This window comes from Dactylosporangium sp. CA-233914 (assembly GCF_050942935.1).
GTDB lineage: Bacteria > Actinomycetota > Actinomycetes > Mycobacteriales > Micromonosporaceae > Dactylosporangium.
Window position 1 is genome coordinate 2,000,300 of sequence record NZ_CP192030.1, and the last position, 16,495, is coordinate 2,016,794.

General features: G+C 72.3%; 16 protein-coding genes. 15 read left to right on the forward strand and 1 reads right to left on the reverse strand.

What is annotated here, in order from left to right:
* Positions 1-201 precede the first annotated feature (201 nt).
* The 11 genes from ACQPY0_RS09140 (at position 202) to dapB (ending at position 11,477) form a co-directional block, all read left to right on the forward strand.
* Positions 202-1,398, forward strand: a complete 1,197-nt coding sequence (locus ACQPY0_RS09140) for a DHH family phosphoesterase (RefSeq protein WP_432995109.1) — start codon at positions 202-204, stop codon at positions 1,396-1,398.
* 43 nt (positions 1,399-1,441) lie between these two features.
* Positions 1,442-1,843, forward strand: coding sequence for a hypothetical protein (locus ACQPY0_RS09145; RefSeq protein ID WP_432986836.1), 402 nt, complete (start codon positions 1,442-1,444; stop codon positions 1,841-1,843).
* The gene (locus ACQPY0_RS09150; RefSeq protein ID WP_432986839.1) at positions 1,840-2,058 is read left to right on the forward strand and encodes a DUF6186 family protein; all 219 of its coding nucleotides are present in this window, start codon (positions 1,840-1,842) and stop codon (positions 2,056-2,058) included. Before ACQPY0_RS09145 ends, ACQPY0_RS09150 begins: the two co-directional genes overlap by 4 nt.
* A 582-nt stretch (positions 2,059-2,640) precedes the next feature.
* Positions 2,641-3,927, forward strand: a complete 1,287-nt coding sequence (locus ACQPY0_RS09155) for an MATE family efflux transporter (RefSeq protein WP_432995111.1) — start codon at positions 2,641-2,643, stop codon at positions 3,925-3,927.
* A gap of 252 nt (positions 3,928-4,179) precedes the next feature.
* A complete protein-coding gene (locus ACQPY0_RS09160; RefSeq protein WP_432986841.1) occupies positions 4,180-4,317 on the forward strand; it encodes a DUF3626 domain-containing protein in 138 nt (45 codons plus the stop codon).
* Positions 4,318-4,335: 18 nt separating this feature from the next.
* On the forward strand, positions 4,336-5,226 hold the full coding sequence (gene truB / locus ACQPY0_RS09165) for a tRNA pseudouridine(55) synthase TruB (RefSeq protein WP_432986844.1): 891 nt from the start codon (positions 4,336-4,338) through the stop codon (positions 5,224-5,226).
* Between the two features lie 187 nt (positions 5,227-5,413).
* Positions 5,414-6,361, forward strand: a complete 948-nt coding sequence (locus ACQPY0_RS09170) for a bifunctional riboflavin kinase/FAD synthetase (protein WP_432986846.1) — start codon at positions 5,414-5,416, stop codon at positions 6,359-6,361.
* A 119-nt stretch (positions 6,362-6,480) separates the two neighbouring features.
* On the forward strand, positions 6,481-6,750 hold the full coding sequence (gene rpsO / locus ACQPY0_RS09175) for a 30S ribosomal protein S15 (protein ID WP_392798641.1): 270 nt from the start codon (positions 6,481-6,483) through the stop codon (positions 6,748-6,750).
* Positions 6,751-6,962: 212 nt separating this feature from the next.
* The gene (locus ACQPY0_RS09180) at positions 6,963-9,332 is read left to right on the forward strand and encodes a polyribonucleotide nucleotidyltransferase (RefSeq protein ID WP_432986848.1); all 2,370 of its coding nucleotides are present in this window, start codon (positions 6,963-6,965) and stop codon (positions 9,330-9,332) included.
* Between the two features lie 3 nt (positions 9,333-9,335).
* Positions 9,336-10,658 (forward strand): M16 family metallopeptidase, encoded by a 1,323-nt coding sequence (locus tag ACQPY0_RS09185; RefSeq protein ID WP_432986851.1) that lies wholly within the window; start codon positions 9,336-9,338, stop codon positions 10,656-10,658.
* 114 nt (positions 10,659-10,772) lie between these two features.
* Positions 10,773-11,477, forward strand: a complete 705-nt coding sequence (dapB, locus tag ACQPY0_RS09190) for a 4-hydroxy-tetrahydrodipicolinate reductase (protein WP_432995113.1) — start codon at positions 10,773-10,775, stop codon at positions 11,475-11,477.
* A gap of 48 nt (positions 11,478-11,525) precedes the next feature.
* Here dapB and ACQPY0_RS09195 read toward each other — a convergent pair whose 3' ends face one another.
* A complete protein-coding gene (locus ACQPY0_RS09195; RefSeq protein WP_432986854.1) occupies positions 11,526-12,158 on the reverse strand; it encodes an N-acetyltransferase family protein in 633 nt (210 codons plus the stop codon).
* Between the two features lie 195 nt (positions 12,159-12,353).
* Between ACQPY0_RS09195 and ACQPY0_RS09200 the strand changes: the two genes are divergently transcribed.
* The 4 genes from ACQPY0_RS09200 to thyX all read left to right on the forward strand — a co-directional run bounded on the left by ACQPY0_RS09200 (position 12,354) and on the right by thyX (position 16,465).
* The gene (locus ACQPY0_RS09200; RefSeq protein ID WP_432986856.1) at positions 12,354-13,646 is read left to right on the forward strand and encodes a glycosyltransferase 87 family protein; all 1,293 of its coding nucleotides are present in this window, start codon (positions 12,354-12,356) and stop codon (positions 13,644-13,646) included.
* Positions 13,647-13,708: 62 nt separating this feature from the next.
* A complete protein-coding gene (locus tag ACQPY0_RS09205; protein WP_432986859.1) occupies positions 13,709-14,956 on the forward strand; it encodes a winged helix-turn-helix domain-containing protein in 1,248 nt (415 codons plus the stop codon).
* 93 nt (positions 14,957-15,049) lie between these two features.
* A complete protein-coding gene (locus tag ACQPY0_RS09210; RefSeq protein ID WP_432986861.1) occupies positions 15,050-15,628 on the forward strand; it encodes a DUF2752 domain-containing protein in 579 nt (192 codons plus the stop codon).
* A gap of 99 nt (positions 15,629-15,727) precedes the next feature.
* The gene (gene thyX / locus ACQPY0_RS09215; RefSeq protein ID WP_432986863.1) at positions 15,728-16,465 is read left to right on the forward strand and encodes an FAD-dependent thymidylate synthase; all 738 of its coding nucleotides are present in this window, start codon (positions 15,728-15,730) and stop codon (positions 16,463-16,465) included.
* Positions 16,466-16,495: the final 30 nt, after the last annotated feature.

Consider the following 16,495-nt stretch of genomic DNA (forward strand, 5'->3'; position numbering starts at 1 on the left):
GCCGGCGGGGTTCAGCTGTCGGGCGCGGCCGCCACCGAGCAACAGCCGGGCAAGGCCGGCGGGGTTCAGCCGCCAGATGCGGCCGCCACGGGGGAACTGCCGGGCAAGGTCGGCGGGGTTCAGACGAGCACGGTGCGGGCGTTCGCCGACGGCACGACCGTCAGCGGCGGGCCCGAGGGCAGGCCGTCGGGCGCGGCCGCCATGGAGGAACTGCCGGGCGAGGCCGGCGGGGTTCAGCCGGCGGGCGCGGCCGCCATGGAGGAACTGCCGGGCAAGGTTGGCGGGATTCAGCAGTCGGACACGGCCGCCACCGAGCAACAGCCGGGCGCGGCGGCCACGGAGCGACGTCCGGGCGAGGCCGGCGCGCAGCAGCGGCCCGGCGAGGCGGAGTGGGTGGCGGCTGTGACGGCGCTGCGCGGGCTTCCCGCGGGCGCGCGGGTGCTGCTCGCCTGCCACGTGAACCCGGACGGCGACGCGCTCGGCAGCATGCTCGGGACCGGGCTCGGGCTGCGGCAGATCGCGGGAGAGCTCGGGATCGGGCACCTCGCGGCGACGTTCCCCGGGCCGATGGTCCTGCCCGCCCCCTTCGACACGCTGCCGGGCACGCAGCTGCTGGTCGCGGAGGAGGACGCCGATCCCGCGCCCGACGCCATGCTGGTCTTCGACGTGGCCAGCATCGAGCGGCTCGGCGGGCTCGCCGGGCGGCTGCGCGCGGCGGCGGTCGGGATCGTGCTCGACCACCACGCCTCCAACCCGGGATTCGGCGCGATCAACCTCGTGGACCCCGCGGCGGCCGCCACGTCCGTGCTGGCCGACGGGTTGCTGCGGCGTCTTGACGTACGACTCGATGCTGAGATCGCCGAGTGCCTCTACGTGGCCCTGGCCACTGACACCGGGTCCTTCAAGTTCGCCTCGACCACGCCCGCCGTCCACGAGCTCGCGGCGCGGCTCATCGCGACCGGCATCCCGGTCGGCGAGATCTCGCGGCGGGTCTTCGACACGCGGCCCGTCGGGGCGCTGCGGCTGTTCGGCGTCGCGCTCGCGCGGACGGTGCTGGAGCGCGAGGGCGCGGGCGGGCTGGGGTTCGCCTGGACGTACCTCACGCTCGAGGACCTCGCCGCCCACGGCCAGCCGCCGGCCGCGGTCGAGGCGCTCATCGACACCGTGCGCTGCGCAGCCGAGGCGGACGTCGCGTGCGTCGTCAAGCCGGCGCGCCCGGGGGAGTGGTCGGTGTCGCTGCGCAGCAAGGGCGGCGTCGACGTGAGCGCGGTCGCGGTGGCGCTGGGCGGGGGAGGGCACCGTTTCGCGGCCGGGTTCAGCGGCGCCGGCACGGTCGAGGACGTGATCGCCTCGATCCGCGTCCGGCTCAGGGTTGCTTCGGGGTCAATCTCCGGGTGATAAATGCTGGCCGGACGGTGTATATCCGGCGACAATCGATGTTATGGACCGACCCGAGCTCGCCGCGGAGGTCGACCGCGCCTGGGCCCGGCCGGTTGTCCTCACACCCGTCTTCGCCCTGATCTCCCTCGTCGGCGGGGCCTCGCCGTCCTTCGGCCTGCGGGCCAACCTGCTCGTGCTCGCCACCGGCGGCGTGCTGTTCTGGCTCGGGATGTCGGCCGCGGTGCCGCGCCGCCCGGCCCCGTCGCGGCTGCCGCGCGGCGCGGCGTGGTGGCTGGTGCCGCTGCTGCTCTTCGGCGTCGTCGAGGGCGCGACGTTCCTCAACGGCACGGAGTCGTACCCGACGTTGTCCCGCCTCGCCGACCCGGTGCTCGAGCACTACTGGGCCCGCGCGGCCGCGTACTTCGGCTGGCTGTGGGCGTTCTGGGGCATGGTGCGCCGATGAGCGCCGGGCGGGTTGCCGTCGCCGCGCTGTTCGTCGTGGCGCTCGTGCTCTTCGCGGCGGTCGAGATCGCCTCCCGCCGGGAGGGCTCGCGGGTGCCGAGTCTGGGCGACGTGTGCGGGGTCGTCATGCGGTATCGCGTGGGCCCGCTCCCCGTCGGCCGGATCGCCATGTTCGGCTTCTGGTGGTGGCTCGGCTGGCACTTCCTGGCCCGCTGAGCTGCGGCAATGATCGTGACTGATGGACGACACGCCGTTCCAGATTCCGGGATAACGTCGCAGATGTTGGACCTGAACGATAGCTTAGTCGGCATGTGTGCAGTACGAATTCTTCGCTGCCCGCCCCGGGCGCACCGCTTCTGACGGCGGAACCCGGCGGCGGGTGAACGGCCCGATCCACTCCGCCGGAAGCGAGGAATCCTGTGCGCCGCAACCCGTGTCAACCGGCCGACACCACCCATGTTGGTCTCCTTGGCGTGCGTTGCGCGTGTCAGCCGGTGACCCCGGCGCGACCGAGCTCGCACCGACCATCAGCACCATGCACGAAGGAGACCAGCGTCATGCCTGAGCAGCAGAAGCCCCAGCCGAAGCCGCAGGAGCCGGCGGCCGAGACCCGCGAGCGCGCCCGCGCCGCCCTGCAGATGTCGATGGACCGCCGCGGCTGATCCCGGTTCGACACAAGCTCCGGGAAGCCGGGACGCCCTCACGTCGACGTCACGGTTTCCCGGAGGTTGTGCCGTAAGTCCCGTACCCCCGGCAACGCCTTACGATGACCGGGTGACGGTCGATCAGGCTCCGCCGATGCGCCGGGTGGCCTCGCTGGCCCTCCCGGCGCTCGTGGTACTCGCCGCCGAACCCCTCTACGTCCTGGTGGACACCGCCGTCGTCGGCCACCTCGGGCGCACCCAGCTCGCGGGCCTCGCGATCGGCGGGTCCGTCATGTCGTTCGCGGTGTGGCTGGGCACCGTCCTGGCCTACGGCACGACCGGCCGCGCCGCCCGCCGCTTCGGCGCCGGCCAGCGCGCGGAGGCGGTCGAGGAGGGCGTCCAGGCGTCCTGGCTCGCCCTCGCCGGCGGCCTGACCATCCTGGTGGTGCTCGAGGCCGTCGCCGGCCCGCTGACCCGCGTCCTCGCGGGCGGCGCCGGGGCGGTCGCCGACAGTGCCGCCGGCTGGCTGCGCATCGCCGCGCTCGGCGCCCCCGGGCTCATGCTCGGCACGGCCGGCAACGGCTGGATGCGCGGCGTGCAGGACACCCGCCGCCCGCTGTACTACGTCCTCGCCGCGAACGCCCTCTCCGCCGCGCTGTGCCCGCTGCTGGTGTACTCCGCCGGCCTCGGCCTCACCGGCTCCGCGGTGGCCAACGTCACCGCCCAGACCGTCGTCGGCCTGCTCTTCGTACGCGCCCTCGTCACCGAGAACGTCGCCCTGCGCCCGCGCCCCGCCGTGATCGGCCGCCAGCTCGCCCTCGGCCGCGACCTGCTCCTGCGCGGCGCCGCCTTCCAGGCCTGCTTCCTGTCCGCATCCGCGGTCGCGGCCCGCTTCGGCGACGCCGCGCTGGCCGCCCACCAGATCGCCATTCAGCTCTTCTTCTTCACCGCCCTGGCCCTCGACGCCCTGGCCATCGCCGCCCAGGCCCTGATCGGCGCCGCGCTGGGCGGCGATCGCGTGGCCGAGGCCCGCCACCTCGCCCGCCGCATCACGCTGTCGGGCCTGTTGGCGGGCGGCGCCTTCGCGGCGCTGGTGGCCGCGGCGCTGCTGGCGGTCCGCCCCTGGTTCGGCGCCGACCCGGAGGTGTACTCGCAGGCAAGGCACGCCTGGTGGTTCTTCGTCGCGATGATGCCGGCGGCCGGCGTGGTCTTCGCCCTGGACGGGATCTTCCTGGGCGCCGGGGACGTGCGCTACCTGCGCAACCTGACGCTGGTCAGCGCCCTGGGCGGCTTCCTGCCGGGCATCTGGCTCGCGTACCTGCTCGACCTGGGCCTCCGCGGTGTGTGGGCCGCCCTGACGCTGTTCATCGTCTTGCGCCTGGCCGGCCTGCTGTACCGCCTGACCGGCGACGCCTGGGCCGTCGCCGGCGCGGTGCGCTGAACCGGCCCCGGCTGCGTGTCCGGGGCCCGGTTGCCGCGCGGGGGCGTGTCGAGACGGGCGGCTGGCCGACGCCGTTGAGGCGCTCGTGCTGGACGGCGGCTTCGGACGCTCCGGGGTGCGGGTCGAGTGGCGCGAGGGGCTCCGCCCGGTGCCGTCGGACATTCCCGGCGAGTTTCGCGCGCCCGAGGCACGGAGGCCGGCGGTCGAACTCCGTGAACGCTTCGGGGCCGCCCCGCACGCGGGCCGCGCTCGGTGCGCTCACGGCACCTCATCGGCGCGGGGGCGCGCGACGTCGTGGCGAATCCGGGCGCGTGGGCGGACTGGGGCGGGCCGGCGGAGGCGCCGCAGCTGCTGAAGGAGCTGTGGCACTGCCTCGTGCGGTTCGGCTGAACCGCTAGGGTGTCGCGCATGGCACAGAAGGCGGCGACCCAGGGCGGCCTCGTCGTCGTCGACAAGCCGGGCGGCATGACGTCGCACGACGTGGTGTCGCGCATGCGCCGCATCGCGCGGACGCGGCGCGTCGGGCACGGCGGGACCCTCGATCCGATGGCGACCGGCGTGCTGATCGTGGGCGTGGAGAAGGCGACGCGGCTGCTGACGTACGTGATCGGGAGCACGAAGCAGTACACCGCGACGATCCGCCTCGGCGAGTCCACCGTCACCGACGACGCCGAGGGCGAGGTGGTCGCCCGCGCGGACGCGTCCGCCGTCACCGACGCGGCGATCGCTGTCGCGCTGGAGCCGTTGCGCGGCGACATCCTGCAGGTCCCCAGCGCTGTGTCGGCGATCAAGGTCAACGGCGTCCGCTCGTACCACCGTGTCCGCTCCGGCGAGGAGGTCGCGCTCGAGGCCCGCCCCGTCACCGTCTCCCGCCTCGACGTCCTGGCGACCCGCCGCGCGGGTGCGTACGTCGACCTCGACGTCGATGTGGCCTGCTCGTCGGGCACGTACATCCGCGCCCTCGCGCGCGACCTCGGCGCGGCGCTCGGCGTCGGCGGGCACCTCACGGCGCTGCGGCGCACCGCGGTCGGGGCGTTCACGCTGGCCGAGGCGGCGACGCTGGAGGAGCTCGCGGAGCGGCCCGACCCCGTGACGCTGGCCCTGCCGGACGCGGCCGCGCGCTGCTTCCCGCGGCGCGACGCGACGCCGGACGAGGCGAAGGTGCTCTCCCACGGCGGGCCGCTGGCGGCGGTCGGGATCGCCGGGCCGTACGCGGTCTTCGCCCCGGACGGCACGGTGCTCGCGATCGTCCAGGAGCGTGCCGGCCGCGCCCGTCCGGAGATCGTCCTCGTCCCGTAGCGGACACCGCATCGCAACGAGGCGTACCGACGTCGCGGTCCTCGTGCTGGCCGGAGTCCAATCTGCCCGACTTTTCGCCAGGCGAGGAATAAATCCGACAAGTCGCGGCGCGGAGCGCCCGACTTGTCCGCGAGCAAGTCCAGGGCGGGGCGATCGGGCGCCGGGCGGGGGCAAGTACGCTCAGGGCATGCAGCGGTGGCGGGGAACGCAGGCGGCGCCCGGCGGTTGGGGCCGGGCGGTCACGACGATCGGCGTGTTCGACGGCGTCCACCGGGGCCACCAGCAGATCATCGGCCACGCCGTGAAGCGGGCCGGCGAGCTGGGCGTGCAGTCGGTCGTCGTTACGTTCGACCCGCACCCGGCGGAGGTCGTGCGGCCCGGGTCGCACCCCGCGGTGCTGACCGAGCCGGCGCGCAAGGCCGAGCTGATCGAGGCGCTCGGCGTCGACGTGCTCTGCGTGGTCCCGTTCACCGCCGAGTTCTCCCGGCTGTCGCCCGAGGAGTTCGTGCACGACGCGCTCGTCGAGAACCTGCACACCGCGCTGATCGTCGTCGGTGAGAACTTCCGGTTCGGGCACAAGCAGGCCGGCGACGTGGCGCTGCTGACGAAGCTCGGGCGGGCGTTCGGGTTCGCGGTCGAGGGAGCGCCGCTCGTCGCCGGCGAGGGGACCGTCTTCTCCTCGACGTACATCAGAAGCTGCGTGGACGCGGGGGACGTCGTGGCGGCGGCGCGCGCCCTCGGACGGCCGCACCGGCTCGAGGGCGTGGTGGTGCGCGGCGACCAGCGCGGGCGCGAGCTGGGCTTCCCGACCGCCAACCTGCTGGTGCCGGCGAACGCGGCGGTGCCGGCGGACGGGATCTACGCCGCGTGGCTGAACCGGGACCGCGACGGCCGGCGCCACCGGGCGGCGGTGTCGATCGGCACCAACCCCACGTTCTCGGGCAAGGAGCGGCGCGTCGAGGCGTTCGTGCTGGACTTCGAGGGCGATCTCTACGGCGAGCGGGTGAGCCTCGACTTCGCCGGGCGGCTGCGGGAGCAGCGGGTGTACCAGGCGATCGAACCGCTGGTCGCGCAGATCGCCGAGGATGTCGGACAGGCCCGCGAGATCCTGCTCGACGGCTCGGCGCAAGGGTGAGCGCGCGGGTCGGACGGCCGGTCTGTTAGCCTTTGCTAGACGCCGGGTGACCGGCGGGGGTCAGGCTGCCTGCACGACGCCGCGGGGGCCTGCCGACGAATCCACGGCAAAGGGAGATCATGGCGCTCGACTCTGCGCAGAAGACCGAGATCATGTCGAAGTACGCCACCGTCGAGGGTGACACCGGTTCGCCGGAGGTCCAGGTGGCGATGCTCACGAAGCGGATCGCGGATCTTACCGAACACCTCAAGCAGCACAAGCACGACCACCACAGCCGGCGCGGCCTGCTGCTGCTGGTCGGCCGTCGCCGCCGCCTGCTCAACTACCTGCAGCGCAGCGACATCGCCCGCTACCGCTCGCTGATCGAGCGGCTCGGTCTGCGGCGATAACGACTCACCCACGGGGGAGTGGCGACAATTCGCCACTCCCCCGTGGAGTAGTGACACACTGAAATGGCAGCGCCCCGCCGAGCGGGTCGGCGCACCGGTCCTCGGTAGTGGCTTCCGGGTGAAGTACACACCCCGTGAGCTTCGATCGAAGACCGGCCGCAGACAGCTCCGCCGAGGGCGAACCAACGACCCAAAAGGGAGCAACACACCACATGACCGAGCAGAACACTCTCGGTACCCACAGCAGCAAGGCCGTCATCGACAACGGCCCGTTCGGCACCCGGGAGATCACCTTCTCCACCGGTCGCCTGGCGCGCCAGGCCGCGGGCTCCGCCCTGGCCCAGCTCGGTGAGACCGTGGTCCTCTCCGCGACCACGGCCGGCAAGCAGCCCAAGGACCAGTTCGACTTCTTCCCGCTGACGGTCGACGTCGAGGAGCGGATGTACGCGGCCGGGCGCATCCCCGGCTCGTTCTTCCGCCGCGAGGGCCGCCCGAGCGAGGACGCGATCCTCACCTGCCGGCTCATCGACCGGCCGCTGCGCCCGAGCTTCGTCAAGGGCCTGCGCAACGAGGTCCAGGTCGTCGAGACCGTTCTCGCGCTCGACCCGGCCCACCCGTACGACGTCGTGGCCATCAACGCGGCCTCGATGTCGACCAAGCTCTCGGGCCTGCCGTTCTCCGGCCCGATCGGCGCGACCCGCATGGCGCACGTCGACGGCCAGTGGGTGGCGTTCCCGACCATCGAGGAGCTCACCCGGGCCACCTTCGACATGGTCGTGGCCGGCCGGGTCCTGCCCGACGGCGACGTCGCGATCATGATGGTCGAGGCCGAGGCCACCGAGCACACCGTCGGCCTGGTCGCCGGCGGCGCGCCCGCGCCGACCGAGGAGGTCGTCGCCGGGGGCCTGGAGGCGTCCAAGCCCGCGATCCGCGAGCTGTGCCGGGCGCAGTCGGAGCTGGCCGGGGTCGCCGCGAAGCCGGTGCAGGAGTTCCCGGTCTTCCTCGACTACCAGCCCGACGCCTACGAGGCCGTCGCCGCCGCGGTGCGCGACGAGGTCGCCGAGGCCCTGCGCATCGCCTCGAAGGCGGAGCGCGAGGAGGCCCTCGACCGGATCAAGGACGCCGCGTTCGAGCGGGTCGCCGGCCAGCTCGAGGGGCGTGAGAAGGAGATCGGCGCCGCGCTGCGGTCGCTGACCAAGAACGAGGTCCGCTCGCGCGTGCTGCGCGAGCAGGTCCGCATCGACGGCCGCGGCCCGCGCGACATCCGGCCGCTGACCGCCGAGGTGCAGGTCCTGCCCCGCGTGCACGGCTCGGCGCTGTTCGAGCGCGGCGAGACCCAGATCCTGGGCGTGACCACGCTGAACATGCTGCGCATGGAGCAGACGCTGGACACCCTCGCGCCGGAGAAGTCCAAGCGCTACATGCACAACTACAACTTCCCGCCGTACTCCACCGGCGAGACCGGCCGCGTCGGCGCCCCGAAGCGGCGCGAGATCGGCCACGGTGCCCTCGCCGAGCGGGCTCTGATCCCGGTCCTGCCGGCCCGCGAGGAGTTCCCCTACGCGATCCGCCAGGTCTCCGAGGCGCTGGGCTCCAACGGCTCGACGAGCATGGGCTCGGTCTGCGCCTCCACCATGGCGCTGCTGTCCGCCGGTGTGCCGCTCAAGGCGCCGGTCGCGGGCATCGCGATGGGCCTGATCTCCGACGAGGTCGAAGGCAAGACGCAGTACGTCACCCTGACCGACATCCTCGGCGCCGAGGACGCGTTCGGCGACATGGACTTCAAGGTCGCCGGCACCCGCGAGTTCGTGACCGCGCTGCAGTTGGACACCAAGCTCGACGGCATCCCGTCGGACGTGCTGGCCGGCGCGCTGCAGCAGGCCCACGACGCGCGGCACGTCATCCTCGACGTGATGGCCGAGGCGATCGAGTCGCCGGCGGGCATGAGCCAGTACGCGCCGCGGGTCACCACGGTGCGCATCCCGGTCGACAAGATCGGTATGGTGATCGGCCCCAAGGGCCAGACCATCAACGCGATCCAGGACGAGACCGGCGCCGAGATCAGCATCGAGGACGACGGCACGATCTACGTCGGCGCGACCGACGGCCCGTCCGCCGAGGCCGCGGTCGAGCGGATCAACGCGATCGCCAACCCGACCATGCCGAAGGTCGGCGACAAGTTCCTCGGCACGGTGGTGAAGACGGCCGCGTTCGGCGCGTTCATCTCGCTGCTGCCCGGCCGCGACGGCCTGCTGCACATCTCCAAGGTGGGCAACGGCAAGCGGGTCGAGAAGGTCGAGGACTTCCTCAACGTCGGCGACAAGGTCGAGGTGCAGATCGCGGACATCGACAACCGCGGCAAGATCTACCTCGACAAGGTCCTGGCCGAGGGCGAGCAGCCGCCCGCGCCGGCCGAGGGCGGCGAGCGGCCGGCGCGTGAGCGCGGTGACCGCGGTGACCGCGGCCCGCGGCGCGAGCGTAGCGACCGGGCGCCGCGGCCGGCCGCCGAGGAGGGTGGCGAGGCCGCGCCCTCCGGCGAAGAGGGCGGGGAGTTCCGCCGTCGGCGCAGCCGGCGCGACTGACCTATGACGAGCCGAGCGACGACCCAGACGCTGTCCGACGATCCGCTGGGGGGCACGGTGCGCCGCACCGTGCTGCCCAACGGGCTGAGGATCCTGACCGAGGCGATACCCGCGATGCGGAGCGTCTCGTTCGGGGTCTGGGTCGGCATCGGTTCGCGGGACGAGACGCCGACGCTGTCCGGCGTCTCGCACTTCCTCGAGCACCTGCTGTTCAAGGGCACCAAGCAGCGCAGCGCGCTGGACATCTCCGCGCAGATCGAGGCGGTCGGCGGGGAGACCAACGCGTTCACCGCGAAGGAGTACACGTGCTACTACGCGCGGGTGCTCGACGCGGACCTGCCGCTGGCCATCGACGTCGTCTGTGACCTCGTCACCGACTCGGTGCTGGCCGAGGCGGACGTGGAGACCGAGCGTGGCGTGATCCTCGAGGAGATCGCCATGCACGACGACGAGCCCGGCGACGAGGTGCACGACGTCTTCACCGAGGCCGTGTACGGCAACCACCCGCTCGGCCGGCAGATCTCCGGCACGGTGACGAGCATCTCGGCCCTGACCCGCAAGCAGATCGACGGCTTCTACCGCCGCCGGTACCGCCCGGAGACCATGGTCATAGCCGCCGCCGGCAACCTCGAGCACGCCAAGGTGGTCAAGGCCGTCCGTGCGGCGTTCGACCAGGCCGGCTGGGGCGACACCCCGGCCGTGCCGGTGCCGCGGCGCTCGCGCACCAACCGGGTGCCGGCCCGCTCCGGGCAGATCGTGGTGCGCAACAAGGACACCGAGCAGGCCCACCTCGTGCTCGGCTGCACCGGCTACCCGCGCCAGCACGACGACCGCTTCGCGCTGGGCGCGCTCAACAACGTCCTCGGCGGCGGGATGTCCAGCCGGCTGTTCCAGCAGATCCGCGAGCAGCGCGGGCTGGCCTATTCGGTGTACTCCTTCACCTCGCAGTACAGCGACGCCGGTCTCTTCGGGGTCTACGCCGGGTGCGCGCCCGGTAAGGTCGAGGAGGTTCTCGACATCACCCGCGAGGAGCTCACCCGGGTCGCGGCCGAGGGCGTGACCGACATCGAGGTGGAGCGCGGCAAGGGGATGCTCAAGGGCGCCGTCGTGCTCGGCCTGGAGGACACCGGATCGCGGATGAGCCGGCTGGGCAAGGGTGAGCTGCTGTACGACGAGCTGCTCTCCGTCGACGACGTGCTGCGCCGGGTCGACGCCGTCACCCCCGAACAGGTCCGCAAGGTCGCCGGCGAACTGCTGGCCCGCCCGATGTCCCTGGCCGTGATCGGCGACTTCGAGGAAGGCGCGTTCGCGGGCGCCTTCGACTGATCCGGCCCGGATCGCCGGGCGCCTGCGCGGGCCGTTCGGACCGTTCGGTACGTTGAGCCGGTGAGCGAACAGGGTGAGCCGATCCGGGTCGGGGTGCTGGGTGCGCGCGGGCGCATGGGCGCCGAGGTGTGCAAGGCCGTCGACGGCGCCGCGGACATGGAGCTCGTCGCGATGGTCGACCAGGGCGACTGGCTGCACGGTGTCGCCGACGCCGGCGCCCAGGTCGTCGTGGACTTCACCACGCCCGACGTGGTCCTCGACAACGTCCAGTGGTGCGTCGACCAGGGCGTCAACATGGTCATCGGCACCTCCGGCTTCACGCCCGAGCGCATCGAGCTGGTCCGCGAGCGGCTCGCGGCCCGGCCGGAGCTCGGCATCGTGATCGCCCCGAACTTCGCCATCGGCGCGGTGCTCATGATGGACTTCGCCGAGCGGGCCGCGCGCTTCTTCGAGTCCGTCGAGATCGTCGAGATGCACCACCCGAAGAAGATCGACGCCCCCAGCGGCACGGCGCTGCGGACCGCGCAGCTGATCGCGCAGGCGCGTGCGGCCGCGGGCCTGGGCCCGGTGCCGGACGCCACCAAGGAGGAGATGGCCGGCGCCCGGGGCAGCGACGTCGCGGGCGTGCGTGTGCACGCGCTGCGGGCCACCGGCCTCGTCGCCCACCAGGAGGTGCTCTTCGGCACGGTGGGGGAGACCCTCACCCTGCGCCACGACTCCTACGACCGGACGTCGTTCATGCCCGGGGTGCTGCTCGCCGTGCGCTCGGTCCTCGCCCGGCCCGGGCTCACGGTCGGCCTCGGCCCGCTGCTCGGCTGAGGGTCCCAGACTCTGGGAGCGGGCGGCCACCTTTCGGCCGCAACACCGTCACGCGGGGGTAACGGGATCCTCGGAGGAGTCTTCGAGGGGCTCCTCCAGGGATACATGCCAGCGAATCTGTGGTACGAGCAAATCATCGACGTCAAGCGATCGCCGAGTGCCGTCCGGCGCCCACCCGGCACCCTCCAGAAATCGGCCCGTCACACGGTCGTCGGCGAACGTCCACGCAAGGGCTGTCGTGAATCCGTCAGTTCGCCACAAATCCACACTTGCCGCCAGCAAACGGCTCCCGTGGCCGCGCCGGCCCCAGCGGGGCTCGACCAGCAGGTCCGTGATCGCCGCCGTCGCCGCAAATGCCTTGTCAAGGGCGATGTGATCTTCATCCGGAGCGAGTGCGGTGTCGTCTGCCGGACCTGACGCGGCAAATCCCACGACGTATGCTGACTCTGGTTGCGACCCGGGCGAATCGACCTGTTCCACGGCCACGAGGACCCGGTGCGCAGGACTCGGCGGCTCCGCGATTGCGTCTCGCCACCTGCGGGTAATCCAGTCCTCGTCCAACCGGTCGAGGATGTGTTTGGGCAGCAGCCGTCGGTAGGCGACCCGCCAGGTCGTGAGTTGGATGCGCGTGATCTCGGCGACGTCGTCGAGTCGCGCCGGACGGACGAACCCGAGCGTCATGAAGTAGCAGCCTACGGATTTTGTGTGAATCACAACGCGGCGGGGTAGCGCCCGCTCGTCACAGTTGGACCTTCGCGACCGTTGAGGTCAGTGATGGAAACTGCGCAGCGGCGACCGAGTTGGAGGGCAGAGCAGGTGGCGGAGCGGGGACGGGTCGCCGAATCGAGCGCCGTCCGGCCCAGGCTGCGGCCAGGCGTGAAGAAGACGCTGACCGTCGTGGCCGTCTGGGCCGTCGTGTGGGCCTTCCTGTCCGTGTCGGCCGCGCACAACGGGTTCTTCGACCTCAAGGTCTACTACGGCGCGATGGACTACTGGGTCAACCGCGGCGGGGACATCTACGACTACCTGACGCCCGGCACGCCCTACGGGTTCACCTATCCGCCGTTCGCGGCCATGCTCATGACGCCCATGTCGCTCATCGGCTGGAACACCGCGATCTTCATCAGCGTGACCATGAACGTCCTGGCCATGCTCGCCATCCTGACCTGGCTGCTCGGCCCGGTCATCAAGCGCCAGGGCTGGAAGTTCTGGTTCGCGATGGGCGTCGCCATGGCCATGGCCGCCGCGTTCGAGCCGGTCCGCGAGACCGTCAACTTCGGCCAGGTCAACATCCTCGCGCTGTTCCTGGTCGTCGCCGACGTGATGCTGCTCGTCCGCGGCGGGCACAAGCTCGGCGGCATCGGCATCGGCCTGGCCACCGCGATCAAGCTCACCCCCGGCATCTTCATCGTCTACCTCATCGTCACCCGCCGCTGGCGCGCCGCCGCCGTCTCCGCCGCGACCGCCACCGCCGCCACCTGGGCCGCGGCGACGCTCGCCCCGGACGCCTCGCGGGTCTTCTGGACCGACGCGGTGTGGAACACCGACCGGGTCGGCTCGCCGACGTTCGTGTCCAACCAGGCGCTCACCGGCCTCGTCGGGCGGATCTTCAACCCGGACCCGATGAAGCCGCTGTGGCTGCTGCTGGTGCTGATCACCCTCGCGGTGTGGTACCGCCGCTCCCGCCGCGCCGTGAAGAACCGCGACGAGGTCGCCGGCCTCGCCCTCACCGGCGTCGTCGGCTGCATGGTGAGCCCGATCACCTGGATTCACCACCTGGTGTGGACGCTCCCCGCGATCGTGGTCCTCTTCGACTACGCGACGGACCGCTCCCTCGACCCGAGGCGCCGGCGCAACCTCGCGATCGCCTTCGGGTTCTCGTTCGCGCTGCTGTGCAGCCGCACCCCGTGGGCCTTCCACGCCAAGTTCGACGGCCTGGGCCTGATCGGCGGCAACGCGTACATCCTGCTCATGATCGGCCTGCTGTTCGGCCTGCCCATCCGGGAACCCGCCGACACCGGCGCGAGCCAGCGGCCCGCCACCGAGCCCGGCGAGGCCGGCGGCCCCGCGGTCGAGGACGTGCCCGACCTGGTGGAGATCGACCAGAAGGTCAACGCGGCCTTTCACGGCACCGACACCCGGCCGGGACGGCCCTTAGTCGAGGCCTGACGGATCGCGGTCCCCCTGCGGGGCCGCGATCCATTTTTTGTCGTACCCCCGGGTTAGCCTCCTTGGCGATGACCGAGTACCTGACTCTCGCCCAGGCCCGCCGGGTCGCCCTCGCCGCGCAGGGCTTCGCCGACCGCGTCCCCGGCACCGAGCCCGAGCGCCGGCACCTGCGCCGCGTCCTGGAGCGCACCGGCCTGCTGCAGATCGACTCCGTCAACGTCGTCCAGCGCGCGCACTACCTGCCCGCCTACAGCCGCCTCGGCCCCTACGACCCCGCTCTGCTCGACCGCCTCGCCTACCGCAAGCCGCGGGACCTGTTCGAATACTGGGCCCACGAGGCCTCCCTCGTCCCCGTCCGCCTCCACCCGATGCTGCGCTGGCGCATGCGCTCGGGCGCCGCCTGGGGCCGGATGGTCCACATCGCCCGCGAGCAGCCCGACCTGGTCCGCTGGGTCCGCGAAGAGATCCGCGCCAAGGGGCCGATCAGCGCCGCCGGCGTCGAGGGCGACCTGGACCGGCCCCGCCGCAAGGACCACTGGGGCTGGAACTGGTCCGACACGAAGACCGCCATCGAGTGGCTCTTCTACACCGGCGAGGTCAGCGTCGCCCGCCGCAACTCCGCCTTCGCCCGCGTCTACGACGTTCCCGAGCGCGTCCTGCCACCCGAGGTCGTCAACGCCCCGACCCCGCCGGACGCCGACGCCTTCCGCGAACTCGTCCGCGTCGCCGCCCGCGGCCTGGGCGTCGCCGCCGAGCCGGAGCTGCGCGACTACTTCCGCCTCCCGCTGGCCGGCGCCCGCCAGGCCATCGCCGACCTGGTCGAGTCCGGCGAGCTCGTCCCGGTCGAGGTCGAGGGCTGGGCCCCGCGCGCCTACCTGCACGCCGAGGCCCGCATTCCGCGCCGCATCACCGCCGCGACCCTGGTCAGCCCGTTCGACCCCCTGATGTGGGAACGCGCCCGGGTCGAGCGCCTCTTCGGCTTCACGTATCGCATCGAGATCTACGTGCCGCCGCCGCAGCGCCTCTATGGGTACTACGTGCTGCCCTTCCTGCTGGGCGACCGCCTGGCCGCCCGCGTCGACCTGAAGGCCGACCGCAAGTCCGGCACCCTGCAGATCCCCGCCGCCTGGATCGAGCCCCTGACCGGCCGCGGCGCCCCGGCGCCGGCCGAGGTCGCCGATTCGCTGGCGACGGAGCTGCGCCGCTTCGCGGGCTGGCTGGGCCTGGACGAGATCGACGCGCCCCAGCGCGGTGACTTCGCCGAGCCCCTGACCAAGGCCCTGCTCGCGTCCTCGGCGCCGACCGCTTGATCCGGCCCTTTCCGGCCGGGTCGCGCGGACGGCTGTCGATCATCGGACGTCTGGTCGGGTCGCCAGGGAGCGGGGGCGGTGTAGCTTGGTGGAGTGACGTCACCGATGTCGGCCCCCGCGCCCGGGTCGCTCCAGGGAGCGCTCCCCGCCGTGCCCGAACTCGGGCAGCCCGCCGACCCGGCGGCGCCCCAGGGGCCGGTCCCGCCGGTGTATCAGTATGCGTACCAGCCTCGGAAGGGCCGCTTCCAGCGCTTCATCGAGCGCCTCCCCGCCTGGGCCGCCCCGGCCGGCGCGGGCGTGCTGATCTCGGGCGGCGTGGCCTACACGCTGCTGATGAAGCCCACCTCGGCGGGCGCCAGCGACCAGCCGACGTGCCTGGTCAAGCTCCTGACGGGCTTCGACTGCCCGGGCTGCGGCGGCACGAGGGCCGCGTGGTATCTCCTGCACGGCGACATCCCCGCGGCGGCCCACCACCACGCCCCGCTGGTCTTCGTCGCCCCGTTCCTGGCGTATCTCTACGTGGCCTGGACCGTGAACCGGCTGAACCTGCCGTTCAAGCTCCCGATGCTGCGCATCTCCAACGGCGCGCTGATCGGCTTCCTGGCCGCCTGGCTGGTCTTCTCGGTCCTGCGCAACCTGCCCTGGGCGCCCTTCACCTACTTCTTTGTCTGACCCGACCTACTTCTTGGTCTGGGCCCGGCGGCTGCGACGCGATTCACGGCCCGGGCACGTCTTGACAGGTCAGGCTGCCGGGGCCAGTAGGCTTTGCGGATGCTCTCCGTCAAAGCCATCGCCTGGACACACTTCGAACCGCCCGCCGAGGTGCCTTGGGAGACCGACGCGGAGGGCGGGGAGGCGCTGGCCGAGTTCGCCGGGCGGGCGTGCTACCAGTCGTGGAGCAAGCCGAACCCGGCGACCGCGACGAACGCGGGCTACCTCAGGCACATCCTCGAGGTCGGGCACCTCTCGGTGCTGGAGCACGGCACGGTCACGTTCTACCTGACCGGGGTGTCGCGCTCGTTCACGCACGAACTCGTGCGGCACCGTCACTTCTCCTACTCGCAGCTGTCGCAGCGTTACGTGCCCGGGCGTGAGCAGGTCATGGTCGAGCCCGCGGCGATCGCCGAGGACCCGGCGCTGCACAAGACGTTCGTCGAGGCGGGCGAGGCGGCGCTGCGGGCGTACAACGAGCTGCTCGAGGGGCTCGAGGCCAAGTTCGCCGACGTCGAGAACAAGACGTCGCGGCGCAAGCAGGCCCGGCAGGCGGCACGGGCGGTGCTGCCGAACGCGGCCGAGACCAAGATCGTGGTGACCGGGAACTACCGGGCCTGGCGGCACTTCGTGACCATGCGGGCGACCGAGGGCGCCGACGTGGAGATCCGCGAGGTGGCCGTCGCCTGCCTGCGGGAACTGCAGCGGGTCGCGCCCAGCGTCTTCGGGGATTTCACGATCGCCGAGCTCGCCGACGGGACCGAGGTGGCGTCGGCGCAGTACACCTGGGAATCTTGAGAAATGCTCCGCGCAGGCTTCCGCTAGGTT